Consider the following 26,230-nt stretch of genomic DNA (forward strand, 5'->3'; position numbering starts at 1 on the left):
AACCTCGTCCGGCTGGACTTCCTGGATGATGCGGGTCAGGTTCGACGAGTCGGTCAGGTCGCCGTAGTGCAGCACGAAGTTCTGGTCTTCAACGTGACGGTCCTGATAGATGTGGTCGACCCGCTGCGTATTGAACGACGACGCACGGCGTTTGATTCCGTGTACCTCGTAGCCCTTTTCCAGCAGAAACTCAGCGAGATAGGAACCGTCCTGGCCAGTAATTCCGGTGATCAGCGCGCGTTTCTTTTCCATTTCAGAGTACCTGTAGGTTCCAGATGACAAGAGGGGTATCGAGTTGATGCTGGGCAGACAGCGCAGCGGCGAGCAAGCGCTCTGTCCCGCCTTGCAGCTGATTGAGTCGATAGTTGGCCGTTGACGTTAACGGGGCGTTACCGCAATGCCCGGCGCGGACGAACGGACCGTTCATGCGAGCATTTCCTCGTACAGCGCCTGGTATTGGCGGGCGATGACCGGACTGTCGAAGGTGCTGACGATCTTTTCTCTCGCATTGGCCGCGAGCTGTCGATAGTCCGCCTCGCCCGTGACCCACTCGACGCCCTCGGCTAAACCCTGGGCTTCGAAGGGTGCCGCCTTATAGCCGTCGTGCTGGTGAGTCACGATGTCTTTCGGGCCGGTGGCGTCGAAGCAGACCACCGGGGTGCCACAGCCCATCGATTCGGCGAGGGTCTTTCCGAACGCCTCCATCAGGCTCGGTGCGATGAACACATCCGCCGCCGAATACAGCAGGCGCAGCGAGATGCTGTCGTGCAGGTAGCCGAACGAGGTGTAGTCGAAGCCCAAGGCGTCGGCCATGGACTGGTCCAACTTGCCAAAAAAGCACAGGTGGTACTTGGCCGGATCCAGGTGCGTAAGCATCTCCAGATATTTGCCGAAGCCCTTGTAGGTGTCTTTGGCGCTGGTGCAGCCGGTGAGGATGATCTTTTTCTCGCTGGTCAGACCCAGCAATTGCCGGGCAAGGGCCTTGTCCAGCGGGAAGAATTCGCTGGCATCCACATTGTTGTGGATGGTGCGTACATCGAAGTCGCGGAACAGCAGGCTCTGCCTGGCCTGTTCGGACACCCAGTCGCTGATGCCAATCATCTTCATCGATTCGGGCAGGTACTTGCGCTTGCGGTTGAGCACGAAGCGCGACAGGTCGTTGTCGGATTGGCTACCCAGCTGATCGCAACTGCCGCAGCCCGTGGTGAATTTTTCGCAGCCCATGGCGTAATGGCAGCCGCCGGTCATTGGCCACATGTCACGCATGGTCCAGACAATCGGCTTACGCAGCTTGGCGAGATGCTTCGTGTCGACGAAGCCACCATTGACCCAGTGCAGATGCACCACGTCCGCCTCGCGACACTCGGCGCTGTCTGTGAAATCGGCGCCCATGACGCCGGCGCTGAACATGCCCGACTGGCGCTTGGGATAAACGCTGGCGAACGCTTGATCGGCCTGGCTTCTGGCGATGCTGATGATTTTGTCTTTTTTGCTGCGGCTGACGGACACCACCGAGGTGTCGCCGTGGGTTTCCTGACTATTGGTGTAGACGCGGGAATCCACACCCAGCGATCGTAATCCCTGATGCAGCCAGTACGCACCGCGCGCGGCGCCGCCGGTCAATTCGCCAGCGACCACATGTAATACTTTCATATCAATCGAAACTCTCTTCTGGATGCTGCACGTTCTGCTGAGCCGCATACCACCTGCGCGACGCAATCAACACGATCAGCATCAGCGACGAATAGATGACGATGCTGGCGACGGCGAAGGCCTGAACGGTGGCCAGCGCGGTGCCGATCAACAGCGCGCCACCGAACAGCGAAAGCACACGCAAGCTGGTGCTGAAGATCTCGAACAGCAGGAAACGGGCTTGCAGCGACAGTGCCGGAACCGCGACCACGCACGGGCGCGAGACGAAGATCACGTACTCGGCCAGGGCCAGCCAGCGGGCGTATTCGCCAGCCACATGCCACTGTTCACCGAACACCAGTGCAAACAGCCATGGGCCGAACACGGCCACCAGGGAAAACGGCACCAAGCCGACCAGACCCAGTGCGGCGGTTGCCTTCAGCAGCATCGCCGCGACCGGCTCGCGGTCATCGATGGCGCGGCTGATTCGCGGGTAGTAGACGTCAGCGACCGACTTGCCGATCAGGTTGGTCGGCATGGTCAACGCCTGCTTGCACAGGGCGAAGAAACCGGCAGCCGCCGGGCCGAAATAGGCGGCGAGCACCAGCGTCGGCAAATGCTGCGACACGGCATTGATCAACATCACCGGCGCACGAAACCGGGGGAAATCGCTGTGCCTGCGAGCCAGCTCGAGCATGCCAGGGCGGCCCTGCTCGACTTCATCCACATGATTGTCCGCATGAGGCTTGGCCCGCAGCATCGCCAGCCCCAACATCGCGGCGTGCAGCGCTTGTTGCAGAGCGGTGGTGCAGACCAGCACCAGCGCAGACGACTGCACCAGACCGGCCACGGTCCGCATCGAATTGAACAGCAACGAGTGCCCCACCGCCACGCTCGCCGTGATACGGAAGCGCTGGGTGCGGAACAGCCACTGCTGACAGATCTCGAGCGCCGCGCCACAGAACATCACGAACGGGATGAGCATCAGGTACGGCTGGATGATCTCGATCTCCAGCGCTGTAGCCAGCTGGTCGCCGAACAACAGCAGCCCAAGGGCCACGACGATGGACAGCGATAACGCGATGGCCAACCCCAGCCGCACCAACCCCCGCGCATCGCCATCGCGCTTGGGCAGCACGATCGCGATGGGATAGGTCAGCGCAGCGACCGGGATCAACATCATGGTGACGCTGAGAAAGGTGCCGAGTACCCCGTACGCTTCCGGACCGTAAATGCGCGTGATCACCGGCATGAAGGCCAGGGTGATTGCCTGCGCACCGGCGGTGCCGGTCACCACGGTCAGGATATTGCGCAGCAGCTTGCTGCGCATGCTCGCGTGCAGCAGTGCGGCCAGACGCTCCCTCAGCGGAGACGAAGCGCGCCGCATGCTGGACTGATCGATGGCGCTCACTCGCAGGCCCTCGCTCAGGCGTGAACCGGCTGACGGCCAATGCCGTAATAGCTGAAGCCTTCACGCTTGACCTGCTCGCGGTCGTACTGGTTACGCCCGTCGATGATCAGCGGTGTCTTCAACAGCTTCTTGAGCGCACGGAAATCGGGACGGCGGAACGGCTTCCATTCGGTGACCAGACACAGCGCGTCAGCATCGATGGCCGCTTCGTATTGGCCTTCGACGATCTGCAAAAGGCCGTCGGTGAACCAGCTCTCGGGGAATTCGCGACGGGCCGTTTCGTGGGCGACCGGGTCGAATGCGCGGACCTTGGCGCCGGCATTGATCAGGCTGTTGATCAGTACGACGCTTGGCGCCTCGCGCATGTCGTCGGTACCAGGTTTGAATGCCAGCCCCCAGACCGCGAAGGTGCGGCCGTTCAGGTCGCCTTTGAAGTGGGTGGACAGCTTGTTGAACAGCGAATGCTTCTGCTGGTCGTTGCGCGATTCAACCGCCTGCAGCAGCTTGGGCTCGAAGTCGTTCTGATGGGCAATGTTGATCAGCGCCTTGACGTCTTTCGGGAAGCAGGAGCCGCCATAGCCGCAGCCGGCATAAATAAAGTGGTAGCCGATGCGCTCGTCCGAGCCGATGCCCAGGCGCACGTTCTCGACGTCCACGTCGAGACGCTCGCACAGGCTGGCAATCTCGTTCATGAAGGAAATCTTGGTGGCGAGCATCGCATTGGCGGCGTACTTGGTCATCTCCGCGTCGCGAATCCCCATGAAGATGGTGCGCGGGCGATTGCGGATAAAGGGCGCGTAGAGTGCGCTCATTACCTGGCGGGCGTGCTCGTTGTCAGCACCGATAACGATGCGGTCCGGGTGCATGAAGTCATTGACCGCGGCACCTTCCTTGAGGAACTCGGGGTTCGAGACGACCGAAAATTCGATATCGACGCCACGCGCCTCGAGCCGCTCGGTGATCGCTGCGCGCACCAGGTCCGCCGTGCCCACCGGCACGGTTGACTTGTTCACCACGATTGCCGCAGCAGTCAACATGTCACCGATCTGCTTGGCGACTTCCAGCACGTAGCGTAGGTCAGCCGAACCATCTTCGCCCGGCGGAGTGCCAACCGCGATAAAGAACACCTCGGATTGCTCGACCGCCTCGGACAGCGAGGTGGTGAAATGCAAACGGCCAGACTGATGGTTTTCGGTGACGATCTCTTCCAGGCCCGGCTCGTAGATCGGCAAAATGCCCTGCTTCAGGTTGTCGATCTTGGTCGTGTCGATGTCGACGCAGTAGACCGTGTTACCCATCTCCGCGATACAGGCTCCGGTAACCAACCCGACGTAGCCGCTTCCAACGACGGTGATATTCATAGCAGGATCCTCGATTCAGACATTGATACAGGCGTGCCTCGGCGCGACCCTTTCCGGTGGCCGTTGGCGCAATTTTCTTGCTTGGGCAGACATTCAATCCGGGGCGGGCCAATCGCATGACTGGACACGCCCTGGTAAAGGATCAAACGAGCCGGATCACACCGTTTGTGGCTCGCTGTATCCGTAATGGTCGTAGTAGCCACGGAACTGACCGTTCTTCTTGGCTTTCTCGATATCGACGTGGTTGAGCACCACGCCAGTGACCGGCGCGTTGCTGTTCTGCAGCTGGCTCACGCCTTTCTGCACGTGAGGTATCAGCGTGCTGTCGGACTTGACGACATAGATCACCGCGTCGGCGAGCGTCGAGAGCACGGCGGCATCGCTGACCGCCTGGCTCGGCGGCGAATCGATGATAATGCGGTCGTACCGGCCCTTGACCACTTCAAGCAGTTTGGCGAAGCGCGGCGAAGACAGCAGTTCCAACGGATTGGATGGCACCGCACCGGCGGCGATCATGTCCACATTGCCGACCGTGTGAATGCAGTCCTCAAGCTTGGCGTTGCCACCGATCAGATTGACCAGGCCAGGCGTGCCCGGCTTGAAATCGAACGCCTTGTCGAGGGTTGCGCGACGCAGATCGGCGTCGATCAGCAGCACGCGATGCAGCTGCCCCATGGCGAACGCGAGGTTGGCGGAGACCGAGCTCTTGCCTTCACCCGGCGCGGTCGAGGTAATCACCAGCACTTGCCGAGGCTGGCTGGCCTCGGTCAGCAGCAGGTTGGTACGGATGGTTCGTACCGCTTCACAGAAACGCTTGTCGCCGCTGCGCTCGAACAGATGGCTGACTTCCTTGCGCAGCTTGCGCGGCACCTGCGGAATGATACCCATCACCGGCAGGCCCAGCTTGGTCTCGACCTCTTCGGAGCTCTTGAAAGTGTTGTCGAGGATTTCGCGGATGATCGCCTGAGCAATACCCAGCACCAGCGCCAGAAACAACGCCACCACCAGAATCAGCTTCTTGTTCGGCGCGCCGGGTTCGGTTGGCGGGATGGCCGCATCGACCACGCGAGCATTGGTCGAACTCAGGTCGGAGGTCGCGGTGGTTTCCTGCAGGCGAGTCATGAAGGTGTCGTAGAGCGCGCGGTCACTTTCGACCTGACGCTGAAGATCACGCACCTTGAACTCTTTGCGGGAGATGTCCTGAATCCGGTCCTTGTTCTCGTCGAAAGATGCCCTCAATGAACTCTCGTTGGCAACGGCCAACTGATAGTTGCGCTCGATGCTGGCGACGACCTGCTCGACCTGCTGTTTCAGGCTGGCCGTAGCGGCATTCAGGTCCGACCGAGCCGAAACCATCGCCGGGTGACGATTACCGTAGCGCCGCGAAAGATCTTCGACGCGCGAACGGGCATGGGCCTGGTCAGCCTTGAACTGCTGGATCAGCGGATGCCCCAGAACAGCCGGTACGCTGGCCAGACGCTCCCAACCCTGGCTGCGCATGGACTGGACCTGGCGGTACTGGCTTTCGGCCTCGGCACGCTGGCGACGTGCATCGATCATGCGATCACCGGTGAGCGACAGCTCATTGGCGCTGATGGTGCCCACGCCATTGAGGTCGACCAGCCCTTCCGCGTCGAGATAGGCCTGCAGGCGATCTTCCGAGGCTTGCAAGTTCTCACGCAGGGAAACCAGGCGCTCGTTCATCCAGCTGGCCGCCGTCATCGACATGTCGACCTTGGCTTCCAGCTGCGCTTCGATATAGGCCTGCGCCAACCGGTTGGTGGCCTGTGCAGCAGTCAGGTTGTCGGCCATGGATACTGCAAGGTAGACCAGCTGGCTCTTGCCTTCAACCCAGACCGAAGTGCGCTCCCTGAACTTCTGCGTGGCGTAATCCATGACCTGCGCTTCAGTGATCGGCTCGGGTTCTTCGCCCGTCAGCGTATCGATGAAACCACCGATATCAACCAGCGGGCCCGGCTGCTGCCGCAGATCGAACTCGGGGTGCTCGGTCAGATTCAGGTCGCGCACGACACGCTCGGCAACGCCACGGCTTTGCATCAGGCTGAGCTGCGTCTGCAGATACTCGCTGAGTTCGACGGGGGTATCGGCTGCCGGCTGGAACGACAGAACCGGTGTCCCCTTGGTCTCGATGAGCACCGTAGCGACAGCCTTGTAGATCGGCGTCATGCGCGACAGCAGGAACAGGGTTAATAGCGCAACGACCGCAACGAGCAGGATGATTCCCCACTTGCGCGACCAGATTGCATGCCAGATCTTCTTCAGGTCTATGAAATCGCTATCGGTTGCGGGCCCTACGGGGCGCTGCCATGGTCGATCCGGGCGAACTGGGCTGTTCATCAGAAGAATCCTTCATCGATGTTGATCGTGTCGCCAGGGCGAACCAGGGTATTCATGGTGGCTTTCTCTTCCTCGCGGCTGCCTTGCGAGCCGCGCACGATGGTCATGCGTTTGGTCGAGGCACGCTCGGTCAGACCGCCCGCCAGCGCTATGGCGCGATCGAGCGTCAGGCCGGGCTGGAAGGGATAACCGCCTGGAAGCTTTACCTCCCCCGCGATGTAGAACTCGCGGTAGTTGGCAACCGATACCGACACACGGGGGTCGATCAGATAGCCATCCTTCAGCTTCTCGACCAGTAAATTGCGAACTTCGCCCGGTGTCTTGCCATCGGCATCTACCTCGCCAATGAAGGGGAAGGTGAACGTGCCGGCGTCAGTCAGACGGATCTCGTCGAAGGTCAGGTCCGGCTCGCCATGCACACTGATGCGAATGACATCGCCCGAGCCCAACTGGTATTGCGCAGCGGCGGCGACGGCGCTGAACGCCAGCATCAGCAGCAGTGAAAAGAGTTTGAACATGTTCTGGATGCGCATCGGCGGCTCCTCCTTAGGCACTGGTCAACGTTCTACCCGGGCTCAGAGGCTCAGGGCGAAACTCAGCAGATAAACGTTACGGTCGTAGGTCTCCGAGCTAAAGCTGGAGTCGTTTTCAGTTCTGAGGTATGACAGGGTCACGTCGATCCAGCGGTCAGGCGACCAGGTGACGCCGGCGCCATAGCCCGTGCGTTCGTCATCCCGGTTGATCCTCTCGTACTCGTACTCGCGGTCGGAGAAGCGGTAGAGCAGCTCGGTCGAGATCCGCGACGTCCACTCGTGATCCCAAGAGGCGATAGTGGTCCAGTCGTTGATGGTGCTGGCCCCGTCATCGCCTTCGTCGAAGGCGCGGCGAGAATTGATGGTGAACGCCGAATAGCTACGCGGCTTGTAGGTGACACCGACTTCCCACATGGGGCTGGTGAAGTCCTCACGCCGATTGCTGTCGAAGTCCTTGCGCTCGGCGCCCAGCTTGAACGTGCCGGAGGTCTTCGAGGTCGCGTCCCAGGTAGCACCGCCAAGCAATGCCACGTTGGTGCTGTCGCGCAGGGCAGTGGAAAGCTTGTAGTCGTGATCGGTGTGCCGAACCTCGACCAGCGAACGGGTCCTGGAACCCAGCCGATGGAACCAGATGGAGTTGAACATCAGGCTGTCGCGTTCTTCCGACGCATTGATGTTGCCGCTGTTGTGATAGCGACGCTGCTCGTAGTGCGTGCCGAACTCCAGCTGATTGCGAGCAGTGCGGGCACCGAAACGATAAGCTGCCTGGGCGACGGCGGTGCTGTACTTGTCGTTCTCGGTAGCGTCTTCGGTGTCGGCGGTCTCTTCCACACGGTGATAGGCAAGGCCCCAGGTCAGGCGATGCCGGGAGGTGAATTCCATGGCGCTTCTGAGCCGCAAATGGTGGTCGGTGTTGCTGGCTTCGGAATCCGAATGGAAGATGTCGCTGTTGAACGAGTATTCGAGTTCGTATTCGCTGTTGCGATTACCTGTCCCCAGCACGAACGTTGGATTAATCCCGGTAACCCAAGACGCCTGTTCGTTGTCCGACAGGCCGCGATAGTTGTCGTCATAACTTTCTCGCACCACCAGCGTCGGGGTGAACTCGAACCCACCCAGCTGAATGTAACGGGGCTCTTGCTCGCTCTGCGCCCAGGTCTGGGTAGCTGCAAGACACAGCAGCGTTAAGCATGGAAGCGTGATCTTCCTCATATAGAATCCCTTCTCGGAGATAAATTGTCGTGCATACCCGCCCTCTTGCTGCGTCGCCTGGCTGCTGTGAGGAGGCATAGACACGCAACAGACCGCAAATATCCCCGACAGTTGCACATTCGATCAGCGGGCCCCTTTTCGGTCGTCAACCGTTTCTCTCTAGCAACGGCCCCGATACAGCCATCCAGACACGCCGCCGCCCCAGGCACGGCACCTGTAACGGAACATCCGGTGACCGCTCGCCCACAAGCAAGCCTCGCTCGGCGCTCCATCATGGGATCGAGCGATGGCGAAACGTAACGTTGGCTTAGGTCTTTTATTAGCGCGGCAGCGTAAGGGCGGCGAATTCCGTGTCGTGAGCCTGAATAAGACCAGCCGAGGATCAGCGGTCAACAGCCGCCGCTTGAAGGGACAAGACAGGGCTGCAACGACCTCGATCAGCTGGACGAGACACGAGACGCTACAACTCTCGCCCCAGGGGCAGCGAGCCGATGCATCCACTCGCCATCCGGCGTCGAACAGACACATTGCGAACCGCAGCGATGCCAAGGGCGGGCGACGCTGTCGCCCGACCCGCTCAGGCGCGCTCGATACGATCGGGATGGATAACGATGCGCCCCTGCCTGTACAGGCCACCGATGGCTTTCTTGAAGTTGCCCTTGCTGACGCCGAACAGGCGTGCGATTTCGTCTGCGGCGGTCTTGTCGCTGACCGGCAGGCTGCCCTGGTTTTCCTGCAGCTTCTGCAAAATCAGCGCCTGCAATGCATCACCCGCCTCGCTGCCCACCGGCTGAAGGCTCAGGCTGATCTTGCCGTCCGCGCGGACTTCCTTGATGTAGCCCTTGTCGCGGATGCCGCCAGGCAGGAACTTGAAGGCCTCGTTCTTGTGGATCAGGCCCCAGTGTTTGCCGTCGATGATCGCCTTGTGCCCGAGGTCGGTGGGCTCCACTACCAACAGGTCAACGGCTTCGCCAACCTTGTAGCGCGCGGGCGTCTTGTCCAGGAAACGGTCCAACCGCGCGGTGGCGGTAATGCGACGGGTGTGCTTGTCGAGGTAGACGTGAACCACACAATAGTCGCCCTCGTTGAGCGGTCGCTTTTCTTCAGAGTGGGGCAGTAGCAGATCCTTGGGCAGCCCCCAGTCGAGAAACAGCCCGATCCGGTTGATCTCGACGACCTTGAGGCTTGCGAATTCGCCGACTTGCACCTTGGGTTCCTCGGTGGTCGCGATGAGCTTGTCTTCACTGTCGAGGTAGATGAAGACGTTCAGCCAATCATCGACCTCCGTCGGTGTGTTTTTCGGAATGTAGCGGTTGGGCAGCAGGATCTCGCCATCCGGACCGCCATCCAGATAAAGGCCGAAACCGGTGTGCTTGACGATTTGCAGGCTGTTGAAGCGCCCGATAGCGGCCATGTGACGATTCCTCTGGGTCGAAGGCAGCGATTCTAGCAGGCCACCCGCTTGCCGCGTGCGCACCGCGGCGGCGCGCACGCGGCAACACCGTTATCGCGGCAGTGCGAAAGGCGATAACCGAATCCCCGGCCTTGGTACCGAGCGACCCGTTACCGCCGGCAACGACCACGACCATCTGACGCCCGAGCGGCTCCGACAGGTCATCGGCGTTGCCTGGCCATCCCGCTGGCAACCGTGCCCGCCAACGCTGCGTTATAGGCGCGGATGACGCCAGATGGCTCGGTGGTCGCGACGTTGCCTGCTACCGCACCCGCTGTCCATCTTTCGTCGCCAGGCAAGCGCAACGGCAACGAGCCGGGTGAATCCGTGCAAAGCAGGAACGCACGCCGCTTTCCAGGCCGGCAAAAAATCGAACAACAAATCAGCCGGATCTGTATAATGTCCGGTTCGACTGACTAAAGGAACCAGATGACGATGGCCTCCAAGACCACTACCGCCAAGCGCAAACCCGAACCCGCCAGCGAAACCAGCGAATCGCTCGCCAGCCAGATGGCAGCCTTTCTCAAGGCCGGCGGCGAAGTTCAGAAGATCCCCAACGGGGTCAGCGGCCAGACCCAAGGCCCTTCGCGCCAGATCACCATCAGCAAGAAGTAATCTCCGCAACACCTAACCTAGTAAGCGAGCCCCCACTGCTTTTAGCTGTTTGCAGTGGCTCGCCAGGTTTTTCCTTCCGAAGCACCCGAGCCCGCCATGACCGACCCGATACGCTTGTCCAAACGCCTCGCCGAGCAGATCGGCTGTTCCCGGCGCGAGGCCGAGCTGTATATCGAGGGAGGCTGGGTCAGCGTCGACGGGCACATCATCGAAACGCCCTATTTCAAGGTGGGCGAGCAACGCATCGAACTGCTGCCCGGCGCCACGGCGACTGAGCAGCCACCGGTCACGCTGCTGTTGCACAAACCCGCCGGCCAGCCCACCGCTGCAGAACCTGCCGACGTGCTGAAGCAACTTGCCGAGGCCGGCCATTGGAGCGGCGACGGCTCGCGCCTGGCACCCCGCGAGCGCCATTACGCACGCCAGACCGCCCTGCTGCCGCTGGAGCAGGACGTCAGCGGGCTGGTGGTATTCAGCCAGCAACGCGAGGTGATCCGCAAACTGACCGATCCACGCGACATGCTAGAGCAGGAGTACGTCGTCGAGGTCGCTGGCGAACCGGAGGAAGGCGGCCTGGCGTTGCTGGGCAAAGGGATCGGCCATCGTGGCAGGGTTCTGCCCAAGGCGAAGGCCAGTTGGCAGAACGAGACCCGCCTGCGCGTCGTGCTTAAGAATCCGCAGGCCGGCGAGCTGCGTCAGCTCTGCGAAGCCATCGGCCTGGAGATGCTCAGCTGCAAGCGGATACGGATCGGCCGCCTGTCGATGGCCAGGCTGCCGCTCGGAGAGTGGCGCTTTCTCGGCGAGCATGAACGCTTCTAGCCTGGCAACGTCTCTTGCATAACCCTGACGGCTCGCACCTTGCGACCGCTGGACTATGCTGATGCCAGTGACAGCGGATACAAAACCAGCTGCCGGCTGTCGCGCCGGGCCCTGATTGCCGCGTTTCGCCATGCCAAGATACAGGTTCATCATGCACAGATTCGTCCTGTTGCTGACGTTCGTTTTAGTGCCCTCGGTCTGCGGGGCTCAACAACGAGTCGAGGTGTGGACGTATCATTTTTCACCACCATTCATTGTTGAAGACGGCGAGGGGCTTTCGCATGCCTTCGTCGCCCTGCTCAACAACGACGCCGCTAACAACCAGCGCTTTCGCTTCGAGCTGATCCAATTGCCGCGCAAGCGCGTCGATATACGGCTAGCACGAGAGCGACCTGGCGTTTTGCTCTGGGCCACTCCAAACTTCTTCACGGCCGAGCAAGCCGCCAAGGGCAAATGGTCGGGGCCGCTACTGATCGATCAACAGGACTTTGTTTCGTTGCCTGACGCCCCCTTTGAGTATGAACACCCCGAATCGCTACACAACCTTGTTTTGGGAGGCGTGCTCGGTCACCGATACGAAGGGCTCGAAGCGGATATCGCCAGCGCTGCAATCAAGCGCCAGGACGCCCAAGGCGACCTGCAAAACCTCGAGAAGCTGCTCTCAGGTCGCATCGACACTGTGTTGATTCCGCGCTCCACCCTGCTCTACTACCGTAAAGAGAAAAAACTTCGGGATCTGTACGTCTCGAACACGCCGCTGTACCGGTTCACTCGACATCTATGGGTCGCCGATGCGCTTGACCAGGCCGTCACCCAGTATTTCGACCGATTCGTGGAGCGCTTGCCAGAGAACCCCGAGTGGCAGATCCTTCTGTTCCATTACGGACTGCAGCCCATTGCCACTACGCAGTAAAACAGGCTGAACAGTTACGTATGCCATACGCGGGTCAGAACACGCGCTGACACACCAATTAATAGCGGGAACAAGGCAGCATGAAGAACGCACTGGTGATCGGACTGCTCGTTGTGCTGGGCGGCTGCGCCTCTCAGCCATCTGACCAACATCGCAGCGACGACAGTTGCCGTGCAGAACGGCTGCTCTATCAGAACGATTTGCTGCAGGCCAAGATTCTCATTTCCATCGGCGACGAAGACGGCTATGAACTCGCCGAGGCGCTGCTCAAGCGTAGTGCACGCCTCGATGAACGAGGCGAGACCGAATTCTACCAGGCGCTGCTGTTGATCCGTCAGGGCCCACAACCGGAACAGGTCCTGCGCCTGCTCGAACAGGCCAGCGCCAAGGGCCACCCGCACGCCGTAGCGCTGCTATACAAAATCTACCACGAACCCTACCTGCTGGATGAGCGCAACGCCGTCAAGGCCGAAGAATATCGCCAGGCCTATGCCGGGCTGGACGTTGCGCAGAGCGGCTATCCTTCGTTCGAGAAAGCCTTGGAGCTGATTTCCCAGCTCGTCAAGCCGCCTCCGCCGCTCCCGGAAAGAGGCGATCCCTGCGCCAATCAATGCCTCTGACGGCCATCACTGTGGCGTAGGTGTCTGCGAGACCTTGGGGTCTTGCTCCCCGTCCAACACTGCCTGCGCTTGCGCTTCGGTGGCGTACGGGCCGGCAATCGTTTGCCCATCGATCTCGACCACCCAACAGGTGACCCAGGTCGGTCGCCAACCCTGAGGTACTTCATCTCCGGTCAGATGCTTGATCGTGCGTTGCATGTTCACCTCCGCTATTTGCTGTCAGCTTCCGAGCGTCGCGCTTGCGGCGCTCTGTTGAATTAGGACCACAACCGCCAGCGTTTTCTCGCAGAAACAAGCCGTTGCTGTTTCGCCTCGAACTGACGAGGTACTTGCGGCTCTACAGAACAACGCAACCGAAACCCGTTCCGATATCCAGACGACAACCAGACGAGGACTGCAATGCAGATCAGGCAGGTGCTTGGGCGTAAATCGATTCTGGTCCTGCTGGCGTTTGCCGTCGTGCTGTCCGGCTGCAGCCGCATGAATCTGGCCTACCGAAACCTGGATTTGCTGATCCCCTGGTGGCTCAACGATTACCTGGACATGAACCGTGACCAGCAGACGCGCTTTCGTGCGCAGCTGCGCGAGCACATCAGCTGGCACTGCCGTACCCAGCTGCCTGGCTATCTGGATCTCATCAAGCGCTTGCAGGCTCAGGTTCGCCGGGGCTCGCTGAATGAGTCCGCGCTACGAGCACACTACAGGAACGCCCAAGAGGCGATTCAGACGATCGCGCTGGAAATCACCCCGACCACCGTTCAACTGCTTCGCGACCTTGATGACAGGCAGGTGCGTGCACTGGACGAACAGTTTGAGAAAGACCGCCAGGAGCGCGAGAAGAAATACCTGGAACCACCGCTGGACCAGCAGATCCGTAAGCGAGCCGACCGCATGCAAGAACGCGTCGAGCAATGGCTAGGCAAAGCCAGCGCCGCTCAACGCCAACGCATCCACGAGTGGGCTAGAGCGCTTAGCGGGCAGAATCAGCTCTGGCTCGACAACCGCGCCCAGTGGCAGCGCTCGCTGGTCGACGCCGTTCGCAACCGGGAACAGGCAAATTTTGACGAACGCATCGCCCGGCTGTTTCAAGACCCTGAGGTCTATTGGACAGCGCCCTATCGCGCCGCCTTCCCGGCCGTCGAACAGGCCACGATCGATTTGGTCATCGACCTGTACGACATGGCCGACGCGACCCAGCGTCGTCATCTCGATGAGCGCCTGCAGAACATCAGGCGCGATCTCGGCTCGCTGGATTGCCTGCCGGCGACTCGCTGACCAGCCGCCGCCGGCACGATGAAACACTAACGGCGCCGACGAGCCAGTAGCAGCCCGACTACCCCCGCTGCGGCAATACCACCGGCGAGCAGCAAGCCGCGCTGCCGCTTTTCATCACTGCGCCAGCCACCATCGATTCGACGCTCGCCCAACGCCGGATGGAACAGGTTGCCCGAGGACGGCGCGACACGGTCGGCGCGGCCCAAGGCAGCGCCGGTCAGCAGGCCGGACAAGCGGTCGAAGCCCGGCGTTAAGAAATGGGCGAAACGAAGCAGCGTCGCCGTCAGGCCGACCGATCTCGTATGCCGCGGATGCAGGGCGAGACTGACCATCGCATCGGCCACCTGGCGGGGATCGCACAGTGGGAGTGGCGGCCGCAGCGAGCGACCGGCGAAATTGCCGCCGTCCCGGAAACCGGGGGTATCCACCATCGAAGGATACACATCACAGACATGAATGCCCGGCCACTGCGCCAGCTCGCCACGCAGCGCATGGGAAAACCCGCGCAGCCCGAATTTGCTCGCCGAGTACGCTACCGCGTAAGGCTGCGGCACCCAGCTACCCACCGACTGCGTATTGATCAGCACGCCGCCGTGCTGCTGTTTGAAATACGGCAGGACGACATGCGCCCCGCGCAGATAACCGATCAGATCCGTCTGCACGACCTGCTCGTGCGCATCCATTGGCGTCTCGTCGAAGGCCCCGACAGCACCGACCCCGGCGTTATTGATCCAGATATCGATACGGCCGCGGCCAAACTCGGCCGCCGCGCTGGCCAGTTGCTCGACCGAATCGCTGAGCGTCACGTCGGTCGGCACCACCAGCGCCTCGGCCCCCAAAGCGCGGCATTCATTGGCCACTTCGTGCAACGCTTCCTCGTCGCGCGCTGCCAGAACCACTCGGGCCTGCTCGCGCGCAAACGCCTGTGCTGCTGCGCGGCCGATGCCGCTGGAGGCGCCAGTGATGACCACCACCACGCCGTCGAGTCTGGACTCGCTCATGTTCGCTGCTCCGGTTTGCTGTCAGTCATAAGCTGACAGCTACCGCGAGGCAAACATTCCCCCGCCTCGTCCAGCAAGCGGATTTCAGACCATCTGCAATGGGCGTGGACGCGACGGGGGCGCAAAGGCCTCGTCGAGCAGGGCCAGGTCGTCGGCGTGCAACGTCAATTCCGCCGCGCTGGCGTTTGCTCGAAGATGGGCCGGGTTTGATGACTTTGGGATCACCAGCACGTTGGGCTGACGCAGCGCCCATGCCAGTGCAATCTGGGCGGGCTCTGCGCCATGCCGCTGGGCCACTTCCAGCATCGTCGGGTGGCGCAACAGATCCCCACCCTGCCCCAACGGACAGTAGGCCATGACGGGCATCCCCAGCGCCTGGCACCAGGGCAGCAGATCGAACTCGATGCCCCGCTCCTGCGGGTTGTAGAGCACCTGGTCGACAGCACAGCCTGGCGCATCCAGCTCGCGCATGTCGTCCAGATCCAGGTTGGATACACCCCAATGGCGAATCTTGCCCGCCTCTTGCAACCGCTCGAACGCCTCGACCGTTTCCGCCAGCGGATACTGCCCGCGCCAATGCAGCAGATACAGGTCGATGCACTCGGTGCCCAGCCGCCGCAGACTACGCTCACAGGCTTCGGGCACGCCTTTGCGGCTGGCGTTGTGCGGATAGACCTTGCTGACCAGAAAGACCTGATCGCGGCGATTGCGGATCGCCTCGCCGACCACCTCTTCAGCGCCGCCTTCGGCGTACATCTCTGCGCTATCGATCAGCGTCATGCCCAGCTCGATGCCCAGTTGCAGGGCGGCTACCTCATTGCGGCGCTCGGCCGGGTTCTCGCCCATGTGCCAGGTGCCTTGCCCCACTACGGAAACGCTCGCGCCGTCGGTGAATTTGAGGTGTCGCATCAACAGTTCCCCCGCAACGCGTTCTGCTCGGCAACCGGCTCGGCCCACGGATCGTAGGTGCCGAAGCTCCACAGATGCCCCTCAAGGTCACGGCAACTGAAACCACGACCGCCATAGTCCTCGTCCTTCAGCTCGACAACGATCGCCGCGCCGGCGGCCTTGGCCTTGGTATAGAGCGCGTCGGCGCTGTTGACGATCACATAGATGCTTTGGGTAGAGACGCCACCCACCTCGTCCGGCTGCCTGACCTGGCGGCCGTAGTCCGAATCGGCCACCGGCCCCAGCATCAACATGCCGCTGCCGAAACTGAGCTGGGCGTGAATGACCCCGACTTGCGCGTCTTCGACTACGCGCTGCTGCTCGAAATCGAAAACCTGGCAAAGCCATTTCAGCGCCGCGGGCACATCCCGGTAGCGCAGACAGGGAATCAGGTTGGAGGTGGTGTTCTTGCTGTACAGAGACATGAGCGCTCCTTTCGGTTGCCGCGGCTGCGCCTGTAAACAGCGTACCGCATACCCTTCAGACCGAAACCGCGACTGACGTTCCCATACATGGGTCTGAACTCTTAAGTGCGCTCAGCCAAGCCGAGACGAATCCTCAAACCGATCAAGACCGAGCCGAGCACACGGTCGATCCGTTGACTCAAGCGACGGTTGCCACGCAGCGCCGAACTCGCCCGAGCCGCCAGGAGGCGCATTCCACACCACCGCCACCAGCACCGTACACTGAGGCCACCCCGCCCCGGCGCCCGCCGGACAGGCTGCTCGACAGCACGAGCAACAGATCTGGCCCTGGCCAGAGATTCAGCGCCAATGCGGCCGAGAAAAACACCAGCCAGAACCTTGGCTCGGACATCGACGGCTCCTGTTGTCCGCCAAAAAAAGACACATACATGTAGCCCAGCATGCGTCTGTCTGCCATCTCCCCGCGATCACTAGCGTGTTGCGGTTCGTCGGAAAACAGTCACTGTTTCGCCACAATGACTTTTTTTTGTCATCGCTCTAAAGTATCGTTTCCCCCGCGATGTCAAAGCGCCATTCCCGACAAGGATCAAGGGCGCTCTCTAGTCATTTCTGCAAAGGATATGCATATGTTCGATGAATCATCCCCTGCGGCCGCCGCCTCTTCTCGTCTTGTCCTGCTGTCCAATAGCGAATTGCTGGACGGCTTGCTGCATCAGCACCTCCTCGGTGGTCCACAGCTGCGTCTGACGCGCAGCAGCGCATTGCGTCCAGGCGTAAACGACGCGGACCTGGTCCTGCTCGACGTTGGCAGCTTCACGGAAGCTGATTGTCTGCGTCTGCTCCGGCAGCTGCGCGACACCCCAACCGCGCTGGTCAATGCCCAAGCCGACCGGGCGCGCGGCCTGCTGGTACAACATCCGTGGATCAAGGGCGTGTTCTACCCGAACACCAGCCGCGCCAATTTCAGCCGCGGCGTCAGCGTGATGCTCGACGGAGGCGATTGGCTGCCCCGTGCGCTGATGGAAAAGTTGCTGGGTCGCTACCGCCAACTCACTCACGCCTCGCGTTCCATCGACGACCTGTCGGTACGGGAAAAGCAGATCCTGGCACTTGCCGGCAAAGGTCTTTCGAATTCCGAAATCGCCGAGTCCCTGCACCTGAGCACCCACACCATCAAGAGTCATATCCATAACGCCCTGGGCAAGTTGGGTGCCTCCAACCGCGCACAGGGCGCATCGCTCGTGTTGGGGCATGTCGGCGAAGCCGGAACATGAGGGCGGCCTGCCTGGGCCTGATGCTGATGCTCAGCATTCAGGCCTGTGCCGCCGAGGCCGAACTCAAGGGATTCATCACCAACAATACGGTTTCCCGCTCCGGCCAGGAGTTCTACCGCAAGTTTTGTGAACGTCTCAACGACACCAGCGCATTGGATTTCAACCTGGCCGTCAAAGAGCGCCCCTCGGCCCGCCGGGGGATTCTGGTCTGGGTGGAGCAGAACAACCAAGCGCTGTATCGGCGCTTTCTGCAACCGAACGTCAGTGACATGGAACAGACCGCCTATGAAGCGGCGGATTTCGTGCTGCAAGAGATAAACCGTAGGAAAGTCGAAGCCCTATTCGAAGACACCATTGACCTCGCGAAGGATGAGTTATGAACCGGCCACAACAAAAAATCACCGGCGCCTTCCTGGCCGGATTGCTGCTTAGCTCGGGCCTCAGTGCCACCGAACTGGTGTACACCCCGGTGAATCCGTCGTTTGGCGGCAGCCCCCTCAACGGTGCTTGGCTACTGGGCAATGCCCAGGCGCAGAATGACAAGAAAGATCCGGATGCCTTCGATCGCGGCTCGCTGGCCGGCACCTCGGCGCTTGACCGTTTCTCCAGCCAGCTCGAGTCGCGACTCCTGTCCAACCTGCTCAACACGCTAGACGATCCGAACGGTGGCTCGCTGGAAACCGATGATTTCCTCGTAAACGTTGTAAACCTCGACGGCAACCTGACAGTGCAAATCACCGATAGGTTGACCGGCGAAGTTTCCGAAATTGTCGTCAATGGCTACGGCGCCGCAGCCATCAATTAACTCGCAGGGAGAGCAAAGGCCATGAGAAGCCTATTCGTAGCCATCGGGATGATGGCCATTCTACAGGGCTGCGCGGTACGCGAGCCGATGTCGGCCGACCAGGAAACCCCAACACTGACACCGCGCACTTCGACCTATCAGGACCTGCTTGAGCTGCCTCGCCCTCGAGGCCCGCTGGTAGCGGCGGTCTATGGCTTTCGCGACCAGACCGGGCAATACAAGCCCAGCCCGGCCAGTTCCTTTTCCACAGCGGTAACCCAGGGCGCAGCGAGCATGCTGGTCGACGCCATGCAGGCGAGCGGCTGGTTCATCGTGCTCGAGCGTGAAGGTCTGCAGAACGTGCTGACCGAGCGCAAGATCATTCGTGCATCACAAGCCAAACCGGATGTAGCGCCGAACATCCAATCCGAACTGCCGTCGCTGCTGGCCGCCAACATCATCATGGAAGGCGCCATCGTCGCCTATGAAACCAACGTGCGCAGTGGTGGGCAAGGTGCTCGTTATCTGGGTATCGGGGTATCGCAGGAATATCGGGTCGATCAGGTCACGGTCAACCTGCGCGCCATCGACGTACGCAGCGGCCAGGTGCTGTCCAACGTAATGACCACCAAGACCATCTATTCCATCGGACGCAGCGCCAACGTCTACAAGTTCATCGAATTCAAGGAACTGCTCGAAGCCGAGGCCGGCTATACCACCAACGAGCCGGCGCAGCTTTGCGTGCTGTCAGCGATAGAGGCGGCGGTTGCACACCTCATCGCCCAAGGCGTCGACCGGCGCCTGTGGCAGACCGCAGACAGCTCCCCGGCGGTCAACGCTCAATTGGCCAAATATTTCGGCACGACAGCCAATCCGTAGTAAACGAAGCGGTTTCAGCCGTTCGATGGATTTTCCAGATCGCGGCTTGGGTCAGGATGACCTACCGCGACTTAACCAGGGATGACTGATGATCGACGCGCAAAGGATTGCCTGCAGAGTAGTGCTGCCGCCGCTGCTCTTCACGGCACCAGGCAGCCCTGCCCTGCTGGCCACGAGCCTTCCAAACCCGCTTGATCCGGCGTCTGACGAGATCGCCTCCAGCCGGCCTAACGCAATCGCGCCGACACAAACCGAAAGTCACCCCAATCCGCTACCTGGCGCTCCTCGCCCAGGCCGGGGACAGCCTGGGCGGGAACGTCAGTCAGACGGGCCATGCACTGGAAGCCCTGATCCTCCAGAGCGGCTATGCGCTCGAAGCATCCATCGAACAGCACGATAGCCATGACCAGGGATTGATTGTTCAGTCGGGCAGCTACAACCAGGCCCGCATTGAACAGTACGGCGCGTGCAACGACGCGCAGATCGAACAGACCGGCACTGGGCATAGCAGCAGCGTCATGCAGCATGGCCTGGGTCTGAGCGTACTGGTCCGCCAGTACCGCTAAAAAAGCACCACCAGGAAGTACCGCTGAAAACATTTCATGGAGATACAACAATGTTCAAGATCAAACCCCTGGTAGCCACCCTGCTGACCGTCGCTGCCGCTCAGGCTATGGCGGCCGATCACACGTCCGAACAACGCCAGAACGGCGTCAACAATATCGCCGAGGTCATCCAGAGCTACGGCAGCTCCAACGCGGCCAAACAAGTGCAGAGCGGCTGGGGCAACGACGCGATGGTCGAGCAGACTGGCTCCTCGTCCGCTTCTGCCCTGCAAACCCAGACCGCCAGCTTCAATGAGGCAGACGTCAACCAGACCCTGGCCATCAACAGCAGCTCCGTGCAATGGCAGTACGGGCACTCGAATCAAGCCAGCGTCAGCCAGAGCGGCACCTGGGGCAGCAGCGCCGAACAGCGCCAGCGCGGCCAGGACAACACTGCCAATACTGAGCAGGGCGCCAGTTATGGCGCCGAAGCGTTCACCAAGCAGGAAGGCAACGGCAACTCAGCGACCAGCTACCAGTACGCAGTCAATGGCAGCAAGAGTTCGCTGTATCAGGACGGCAACCTCAACGAGGCTACCCTTCGCCAGACTCTGAGCTCCGGTAATCGCGCCCTGGTCGATCAGCTGGGTGACCAGAACAGGGCTGAGGTGATGCAGACCTGGAGCAATGGCTCGGTAGCCGAGGTTGAGCAAATCGGTACGGAGAACAACGCCGATGTGTATCAGACCGGACGCAGTCAAGAGGCCTACAGCTACTCAGGCGGCAAATACAACAGGGTGAATGTCGACCAGCGCGGCAACAATCAGAACGGGTTCCTGTATCAGCAGGGCAACCTGAACAAGGCAAGCCTGGATCAGCGCGGCAATGGCAACACAGCTACCGCTAACCAGACTGGCGTCGATAACGCAGCCGCAATCGACCAGAACGGACGCGGCCAGATCGCCAAGACTGACCAGTACGGCAGCTATAACCAAGCCGAAGTCGGGCAGCAAGGCAAATACAACGAGCTGAACTTCACCCAGTCGGACGTCGGCAACATCCTGGCGGCGTATCAGGAAGGTGACAGCAACCGCATCACCGGCGCCATCACGGGTGTCAACAACAACGTCGACATCGACCAGGACGGTGATTTCAACATGGCCAGCGTCAGCCAGAACGGTTACTTCAACGAGGCAGACCTGGTCCAGAACGGCCAGAGCCATGCCGCTACGCTCGTGCAGAGCGGTAGCAACCACACTGCAGATCTCATGCAGAGCGGTATCGGCAACACCGCGTTGATCAGCCAGGCAGGCCTCAACAACATGGCGATCGTCAGCCAGCACTGACATCGCAGCAGCCAAGACTGCCGGCCGTGTGCCGGCAGTTTCGTTTCCATCTCACATCGTCTAATCCGGCTATAGGCGCCACCGGAGCTATTCGCCACACCAGGACGCCAGCGCCAAGGCCTGTCTGTCTGTTGGCACTGCTCCAGCCCTGGACTCGGACCGCTGTGACTAAGACGAGCGACGACCGAAAACCAAAGCCTTGAGACCACTGTCGGCGCTGATGTCGGGGAACTCCGGCGGGTTCTCCAGGCGCTTGTGAAACACCAGTTCCGGCGCTTCGGCCGCCATGCCCTGAATGAGGAAATCCGGACCGGTGTCCGGGTCATTGATGCAGGCCAGCACCGTCCCGCTTTCGGTGAGCAACTCGGGCAGACGTTTGAGGATCTTCTGGTAGTCGCGGCTCAGCGCAAAGCTGCCCTTCTGCAAGGACGGCGGGTCGATGATGACCAGATCGTAAGGGCCGGTCTTCTTCACCTTACCCCAGGACTTGAACAGCTCGTGGCCAAGAAAGCTGACCCGACTCAGGTCATGCTCGTTGAGCCGATGGTTATCGCGGCCACGGCTCAGCGCCGCACGCGCCATGTCCAGGTTGACCACATGCTCGGCGCCGCCGGCGATAGCCGCCACGGAGAACCCGCAGGTGTAAGCGAACAGGTTGAGTACACGCTTGCCGCCCGCCTGCTGGCGGACCCAGCGCCGGCCGTTGCGCATGTCGAGAAACAGCCCATTGTTCTGTTTGATGCCCAGGTCGAGCTTGTAGCGAAGGCCATCCTCGATGACCACCCACTCCTCGGGCGACTCTCCAAGCAGCGACTGCATATGGCTGTCGGGCAGGTAGCGGTGCTGCACCAACAGCGTATGCGCCCCGCTCGATTGCCAAGGCTGTGCCTCGGTCAACGCCGACAGCATCCCGATCAGCGCCTCCAGTTCATCGGCAGCCGGCTCCCGGAACAGTGAAGCCAGCACCACGCCCTGCAGCCAATCCACCGTGACGTGCTCGAGCCCAGCCCAGCAGCGCCCGCGCCCATGAAAGAGCCGGCGGGCTTCGCCCGGCACCTGGGACAAGGCTTGGCTGAGGTGCTGCTGGAGGGTCACGAGGGCTTCAGGTTGCATGTTCAATCGTCTCGAAAAGGCGCGCACATTCCAAACGCCAACGGCCACACCTGCTGGGGCGATGGACAACCAGGCGGACTCTCGCTTGCTGGCTGCCGCAGCCGAGACAGCGACGAAGCGCCCGGTCTAAACTGTTCGGCCCGGTGCGATGAGCGCACCCTTCGAGCCATCAAGGACAGCGACAGATGGAAGCCACCACATACCGCCCCTTCGCGACGCCCTGGTAGGCCTGCCGGGGTTCACCGGCAGCGGTCAGTTTGCCGTGCCGCCGTTGGCCAGTTCCGGCGCCGGGTTCATCACCATGTTGCTGCTCAGCGCTTCGATCAACAGTCGCTACCTGCCAATCGTCTATGTATCGACCTCACGGCTGCCGCGAACCTGGGGCTACGCGCGCTCCTCGCCCACATGTTGGGTGACGAGGCCTATGCCACCGAAGGTGAACAGGACAACTGGGCATCGCTGGCAGTGATCCGCGCCACGTTGTTCCTGACCTGGAGGTTGCCGGCGTGGCAGGTGCCGTCATCGGCAATCCGATCCCGGCGACCTGGCTCGCCGCCAACTTGAACCTGGGCTTCCCGGCAAGCGTCGTGTTGATGTTCCTCTCTGCCAGCCAGCTCCGCTCGCGCCTGCCCCAAACTCAGCGCCAGCCACGTTCACTTGTTGCTGGCCGCCGCGCTCTGCACGCTGATCGCCGTGGCGCTGACCATGCTGCTACCTCTTGCAGACCTGGTTTGCCGGATAGCAGACCGTCATGCGGGGCTCGGTGATGTCGCAGCGCGGCGCGTCCTGGGTGCGGCTTTGCGGCCAGCACCCTTGCGCTTTTTCCAGGGTGCGCCGCGACCGGCTGGCGCGACGGGCCCGCTGAGGGTCAGGCGAACCCCCTTACAGCGCTCGACCTGCTTGCTCATCCACGCCGATTGCTTGCTGACGAATTCGTCCAGGCTCATTTCGCCGCTTTGCACCATGTCCAGTGCCTGTTCCCAGATCGCCGTGGTGCCGGGGTCGGCAATGGCGCGCGGCACTGCATCGATCAGGCTGAACGCCGCTGGTGTGGCCGCCAGTGCCTTGCCCTGTTTGGTCAGATAGCCACGATCGAGCAGGCCCTGAATGATCCCTGCGCGCGTCGCCTCCGTACCGATACCGGTGGTGTCCTTGAGCTTCTGTTTCAGCTTGGGATCGTCCACCAGCTTGGCGACGTTCTTCATCGCCTTGATCAGATCACCTTCGGTGAACGGCTTGGGCGGCTGCGTCCAGAGGTCCTTGAATATGAGATCGCCGATCGGGCATGTCTGCCCCTCACGCAACGACGGCAGCGTCTGCGGCCCTGGCGCCTCACGCCCGCGATTGGCCGCCAGCGCCTCGGGCAAGGCGCGCTTCCAGCCCGGCTCGACGATCTGCTTGCCGACGGCCCGCAGTGCCTGGCCGGCGCAGTCGAGGTCGGCCTGGGTGCGATCGTATTCATGCGCGGGCAGAAACTGCGCCAGGTAACGGGCACGGATCAACGTATAGACCGCCCGCGGCTTGCCAATCAGCCGTTCGAAGGCGCGAGCCGCCGCCGTGGGGATGATGCCGTGGTGCGCGCCGACCTTGGCGTCGTTCCAGGCGCGCGATTTGCGTCGGGGTTCGAGGTGCGGCGCGAGTTCGCCGAGGGATGGATCGGCCTGCGCCAACGCGGCCAGAATGTGCGGCGCTTCGCTGTGCTGACTCAACGGCAGGTAGCCGCAATCGCTGCGCGGATAGGTGATGAGCTTGTAGGTTTCGTAGAGCGCCTGGGCGATATCCAGCGTTTCCTGAGCACCCAGGCCGAGCTTCTTCGAGCAGATTTCCTGCAGGGTGCCCAGATCGAACGGCAACGGCGCCGCTTCGCGCAGGCGTTCGGTCTTGAGCCGTTGCAACCGAGCGCAGCCAGCCGCGCGCATGGCCTCGGCCGCTCGCTGCGCCAGCGCCTGGTCGAGACACCGTCCCTGGTCATCGCTGTGCTCCTCCGGCGCGCGCCATTGCGCGGTAAAGGGCACCGGATCGTCACCCAAAAGCTGCACCTCGATGGCCCAGAATGGCTGCGGCACGAAGTCCGCAATGCTGCGGTCTCGGTCGACCACCAGGCGCAGCGTCGGCGTCTGCACTCGACCCACCGGCAGCACACCCTGGTAGCCGGACTGTTGCCCGAGCAGGGTGAACAGTCGGCTCATGTTCATACCGATCAGCCAATCGGCGCGGGAGCGCCCCAACGCCGACTGATAGAGGTTGAAGGTCTCGGCACCCGCGCGCAGCCCGCCAAGCGCCTTGCGAATCGAGGCATCGTCCAGTGCCGACAGCCACAACCGCTGGATCGGCCCTCGGTAACGGCAATGCTCGACCAGCTCACGAGCGATCATCTCGCCTTCGCGATCGGCGTCGGTGGCGATCACCAGTTCACTGGCTTCGCCCAGCAGCCGTTTCACGGCCTTGTACTGGCTGGCGGTCTTGGGCTTGACCAGCATCTTCCAGCGCTCGGGCACGATCGGCAGATCAGCCAGCACCCAGCGCTTGTAACGCGCGTCATAACTGTCCGGCGGCGCGGTTTCCAGCAGATGGCCGATGCACCAGGTGACGGTGACGCCAGCACCAAGCCAGCAACCATCGCCACGCCGCGTGGCGCCGAGCACCTGGGCGATATCTTTGGCTTGAGAAGGTTTTTCGCAGAGAAACAGCCGCATCACGTCGTCACTGGGTCGTTTGCCATACTGACTAGCATGCGCAGCGAAAACGCGTCAGGCAAGAATTATCTGTATGAGCATGTGGGCTATCCACTTAGCTCCTTGGGCGGCAAAATGCTCGTATGAATGAGCATCGAGATCCTCCAGCTGCAGGGCAAGACTATCCCCAGACATGGAGCCAATTCACGGATTGGTTTCATAACGAAGACGCCTGTCTCGACTATCTGGAGCGACTGCGCTGGCCACAACAGTTCATTTGCCCAAAATGCGGGATGATTGGTTCACCTGTGAAGACCAGTCGCAACCGACGGGTTTGTCAGGCATGCAGCCACCAAGCCAGCGTGACCGCAGGAACGATTTTTGACAAAACGAGAACACCACTCAAGGTATGGTTGACCGCTGCGTGGTACATCACCAATCAGAAACATGGCGTCAGCGCCTTGGGCTTGCAGCGTATTCTGGGACTTGGAAGCTATCAGACAGCTTGGACTATGCTGCATCGCTTTCGTCGCGCGATGATACTAACGGGGGCGTGCTGAATGGCTAATCACAATGTCACAACGACCTCCCGCCCAAGCGGTCATTCGGGGTCGAGCGAGGACAAGCTAGTCAGCTACAGAGATTCGAAACCCTAACAGCGATCACAGCCGAGTATCCGCTCATGGCAGGTTCAGCCCTTCGTCACTCCGGTTTCGAGCAACTACTGCGGCCTCGGCTGTCTGTTCATCCATCCCGTCACTTCTCAGCGATCGGTAGCACAATGGCAAGCGGGCGGATCGCCCAGGGTATTTCGCGCGACCTTCCTGCTTATGCCTGTCGGATCTACGTCGTAGCGTTCCGTGCAAGTATCGGGCTTTGGCGATCATGGCTACCTCACCCCGCTACGCCGCCTCTATCCGCTCCTGTTCGGCTAGGCGACCCCGTCGAGCCAGAATTTTGCCTTCGGCTTGCTTCAGATTCGCAGTCATCCGCGACACCCTTGCCGTTCAGCTAATCTCCCCGCAGGGTGTGCAGGAC

At 61.3% G+C, this 26,230-nt stretch carries 27 protein-coding genes and 1 pseudogene; 12 read left to right on the forward strand and 16 right to left on the reverse strand.

What is annotated here, in order from left to right; genetic code table 11:
• The 9 genes from NA637_RS18020 to NA637_RS18060 all read right to left on the reverse strand — a co-directional run.
• On the reverse strand, window positions 1-252 hold a 252-nt coding region (locus tag NA637_RS18020; protein WP_256073681.1), incomplete at its 3' end, for a GDP-mannose 4,6-dehydratase.
• 1 nt (window position 253) lies between these two features.
• A complete protein-coding gene (locus NA637_RS18025) occupies window positions 254-427 on the reverse strand; it encodes a hypothetical protein (RefSeq protein ID WP_256073682.1) in 174 nt (57 codons plus the stop codon).
• The gene (locus NA637_RS18030; RefSeq protein ID WP_256073683.1) at window positions 424-1,653 is read right to left on the reverse strand and encodes a glycosyltransferase family 4 protein; all 1,230 of its coding nucleotides are present in this window, start codon (window positions 1,651-1,653) and stop codon (window positions 424-426) included. The genes NA637_RS18025 and NA637_RS18030 overlap by 4 nt, the downstream gene beginning before the upstream one ends.
• Window position 1,654: 1 nt before the next feature.
• Window positions 1,655-3,043 (reverse strand): lipopolysaccharide biosynthesis protein, encoded by a 1,389-nt coding sequence (locus tag NA637_RS18035; protein WP_256073684.1) that lies wholly within the window; start codon window positions 3,041-3,043, stop codon window positions 1,655-1,657.
• A gap of 14 nt (window positions 3,044-3,057) precedes the next feature.
• The gene (locus NA637_RS18040) at window positions 3,058-4,404 is read right to left on the reverse strand and encodes a UDP-glucose dehydrogenase family protein (protein WP_256073685.1); all 1,347 of its coding nucleotides are present in this window, start codon (window positions 4,402-4,404) and stop codon (window positions 3,058-3,060) included.
• Window positions 4,405-4,560: 156 nt separating this feature from the next.
• Entirely contained in the window at window positions 4,561-6,762 is a 2,202-nt protein-coding gene (locus NA637_RS18045; protein ID WP_256073686.1) for a GumC family protein, read from the reverse strand.
• Window positions 6,762-7,295, reverse strand: a complete 534-nt coding sequence (locus tag NA637_RS18050) for a polysaccharide biosynthesis/export family protein (protein ID WP_256073687.1) — start codon at window positions 7,293-7,295, stop codon at window positions 6,762-6,764. Before NA637_RS18050 ends, NA637_RS18045 begins: the two co-directional genes overlap by 1 nt.
• Window positions 7,296-7,337: 42 nt before the next feature.
• Window positions 7,338-8,507 (reverse strand): outer membrane beta-barrel protein, encoded by a 1,170-nt coding sequence (locus NA637_RS18055; RefSeq protein ID WP_256073688.1) that lies wholly within the window; start codon window positions 8,505-8,507, stop codon window positions 7,338-7,340.
• Between the two features lie 577 nt (window positions 8,508-9,084).
• Window positions 9,085-9,921 (reverse strand): CvfB family protein, encoded by an 837-nt coding sequence (locus NA637_RS18060; RefSeq protein WP_256073690.1) that lies wholly within the window; start codon window positions 9,919-9,921, stop codon window positions 9,085-9,087.
• A 474-nt stretch (window positions 9,922-10,395) separates the two neighbouring features.
• Here NA637_RS18060 and NA637_RS18065 point away from each other — a divergent pair, with 474 nt between their 5' ends.
• From NA637_RS18065 to NA637_RS18080, 4 genes are all read left to right on the forward strand, one after another.
• Window positions 10,396-10,575 (forward strand): hypothetical protein, encoded by a 180-nt coding sequence (locus tag NA637_RS18065; RefSeq protein WP_019342315.1) that lies wholly within the window; start codon window positions 10,396-10,398, stop codon window positions 10,573-10,575.
• 96 nt (window positions 10,576-10,671) lie between these two features.
• Window positions 10,672-11,394, forward strand: a complete 723-nt coding sequence (locus NA637_RS18070) for an RNA pseudouridine synthase (RefSeq protein ID WP_256073691.1) — start codon at window positions 10,672-10,674, stop codon at window positions 11,392-11,394.
• Window positions 11,395-11,545: 151 nt separating this feature from the next.
• A complete protein-coding gene (locus tag NA637_RS18075; protein WP_256073692.1) occupies window positions 11,546-12,307 on the forward strand; it encodes a substrate-binding periplasmic protein in 762 nt (253 codons plus the stop codon).
• Window positions 12,308-12,387: 80 nt separating this feature from the next.
• Window positions 12,388-12,927, forward strand: a complete 540-nt coding sequence (locus NA637_RS18080) for a hypothetical protein (protein WP_256073693.1) — start codon at window positions 12,388-12,390, stop codon at window positions 12,925-12,927.
• Between the two features lie 6 nt (window positions 12,928-12,933).
• On the opposite strand, the gene NA637_RS18085 is transcribed toward NA637_RS18080, so the two are convergent.
• A complete protein-coding gene (locus tag NA637_RS18085) occupies window positions 12,934-13,125 on the reverse strand; it encodes a hypothetical protein (protein WP_256073694.1) in 192 nt (63 codons plus the stop codon).
• A 201-nt stretch (window positions 13,126-13,326) separates the two neighbouring features.
• On the opposite strand from NA637_RS18085, the gene NA637_RS18090 reads away from it, so the two are divergent.
• Window positions 13,327-14,202, forward strand: coding sequence for a DUF6279 family lipoprotein (locus tag NA637_RS18090; protein WP_256073695.1), 876 nt, complete (start codon window positions 13,327-13,329; stop codon window positions 14,200-14,202).
• A 26-nt stretch (window positions 14,203-14,228) separates the two neighbouring features.
• On the opposite strand, the gene NA637_RS18095 is transcribed toward NA637_RS18090, so the two are convergent.
• From NA637_RS18095 to NA637_RS18110, 4 genes are all read right to left on the reverse strand, one after another.
• Window positions 14,229-15,203 carry an SDR family oxidoreductase gene (locus NA637_RS18095; protein ID WP_256073696.1) on the reverse strand — a complete coding sequence of 325 codons (975 nt, stop codon included), beginning with the start codon at window positions 15,201-15,203 and terminating at the stop codon, window positions 14,229-14,231.
• Between the two features lie 84 nt (window positions 15,204-15,287).
• A complete protein-coding gene (locus tag NA637_RS18100) occupies window positions 15,288-16,112 on the reverse strand; it encodes an aldo/keto reductase (protein ID WP_256073697.1) in 825 nt (274 codons plus the stop codon).
• Window positions 16,112-16,576: a VOC family protein gene (locus tag NA637_RS18105; RefSeq protein WP_256073698.1), complete on the reverse strand. Its 465-nt coding sequence runs from the start codon at window positions 16,574-16,576 to the stop codon at window positions 16,112-16,114. The genes NA637_RS18100 and NA637_RS18105 overlap by 1 nt, the downstream gene beginning before the upstream one ends.
• A 178-nt stretch (window positions 16,577-16,754) precedes the next feature.
• Window positions 16,755-17,018 carry a hypothetical protein gene (locus tag NA637_RS18110; protein ID WP_423836747.1) on the reverse strand — a complete coding sequence of 88 codons (264 nt, stop codon included), beginning with the start codon at window positions 17,016-17,018 and terminating at the stop codon, window positions 16,755-16,757.
• A 184-nt stretch (window positions 17,019-17,202) separates the two neighbouring features.
• On the opposite strand from NA637_RS18110, the gene NA637_RS18115 reads away from it, so the two are divergent.
• From NA637_RS18115 to NA637_RS18140, 6 genes are all read left to right on the forward strand, one after another.
• A complete protein-coding gene (locus NA637_RS18115; protein ID WP_256073699.1) occupies window positions 17,203-17,850 on the forward strand; it encodes a helix-turn-helix transcriptional regulator in 648 nt (215 codons plus the stop codon).
• Window positions 17,847-18,230, forward strand: coding sequence for a curli production assembly/transport protein CsgE (csgE, locus tag NA637_RS18120; protein ID WP_256073701.1), 384 nt, complete (start codon window positions 17,847-17,849; stop codon window positions 18,228-18,230). The genes NA637_RS18115 and csgE overlap by 4 nt, the downstream gene beginning before the upstream one ends.
• Window positions 18,227-18,655: a curli assembly protein CsgF gene (locus tag NA637_RS18125; protein WP_256073703.1), complete on the forward strand. Its 429-nt coding sequence runs from the start codon at window positions 18,227-18,229 to the stop codon at window positions 18,653-18,655. The genes csgE and NA637_RS18125 overlap by 4 nt, the downstream gene beginning before the upstream one ends.
• 21 nt (window positions 18,656-18,676) lie before the next feature.
• A complete protein-coding gene (locus tag NA637_RS18130; RefSeq protein WP_256073704.1) occupies window positions 18,677-19,513 on the forward strand; it encodes a CsgG/HfaB family protein in 837 nt (278 codons plus the stop codon).
• A gap of 413 nt (window positions 19,514-19,926) precedes the next feature.
• The gene (locus tag NA637_RS25720; protein WP_423836748.1) at window positions 19,927-20,079 is read left to right on the forward strand and encodes a hypothetical protein; all 153 of its coding nucleotides are present in this window, start codon (window positions 19,927-19,929) and stop codon (window positions 20,077-20,079) included.
• 50 nt (window positions 20,080-20,129) lie between these two features.
• Window positions 20,130-21,404 carry a hypothetical protein gene (locus NA637_RS18140; protein WP_256073707.1) on the forward strand — a complete coding sequence of 425 codons (1,275 nt, stop codon included), beginning with the start codon at window positions 20,130-20,132 and terminating at the stop codon, window positions 21,402-21,404.
• A gap of 168 nt (window positions 21,405-21,572) precedes the next feature.
• Here the strand turns inward: NA637_RS18140 and NA637_RS18145 are convergent, their stop codons facing one another.
• Both NA637_RS18145 and NA637_RS18150 read right to left on the reverse strand, forming a co-directional pair.
• Entirely contained in the window at window positions 21,573-22,517 is a 945-nt protein-coding gene (locus NA637_RS18145) for a class I SAM-dependent methyltransferase (RefSeq protein WP_256073708.1), read from the reverse strand.
• A 749-nt stretch (window positions 22,518-23,266) separates the two neighbouring features.
• A complete protein-coding gene (locus tag NA637_RS18150; RefSeq protein WP_256073709.1) occupies window positions 23,267-25,213 on the reverse strand; it encodes a DNA topoisomerase III in 1,947 nt (648 codons plus the stop codon).
• A 122-nt stretch (window positions 25,214-25,335) separates the two neighbouring features.
• On the opposite strand from NA637_RS18150, the pseudogene NA637_RS18155 reads away from it, so the two are divergent.
• Window positions 25,336-25,737, forward strand: a pseudogene (locus NA637_RS18155) (transposase); the annotation flags it as partial.
• Window positions 25,738-26,230: the final 493 nt, after the last annotated feature.

The sequence above is a fragment of the Stutzerimonas stutzeri genome (assembly GCF_024448935.1).
Classification (GTDB): domain Bacteria; phylum Pseudomonadota; class Gammaproteobacteria; order Pseudomonadales; family Pseudomonadaceae; genus Stutzerimonas; species Stutzerimonas stutzeri_AO.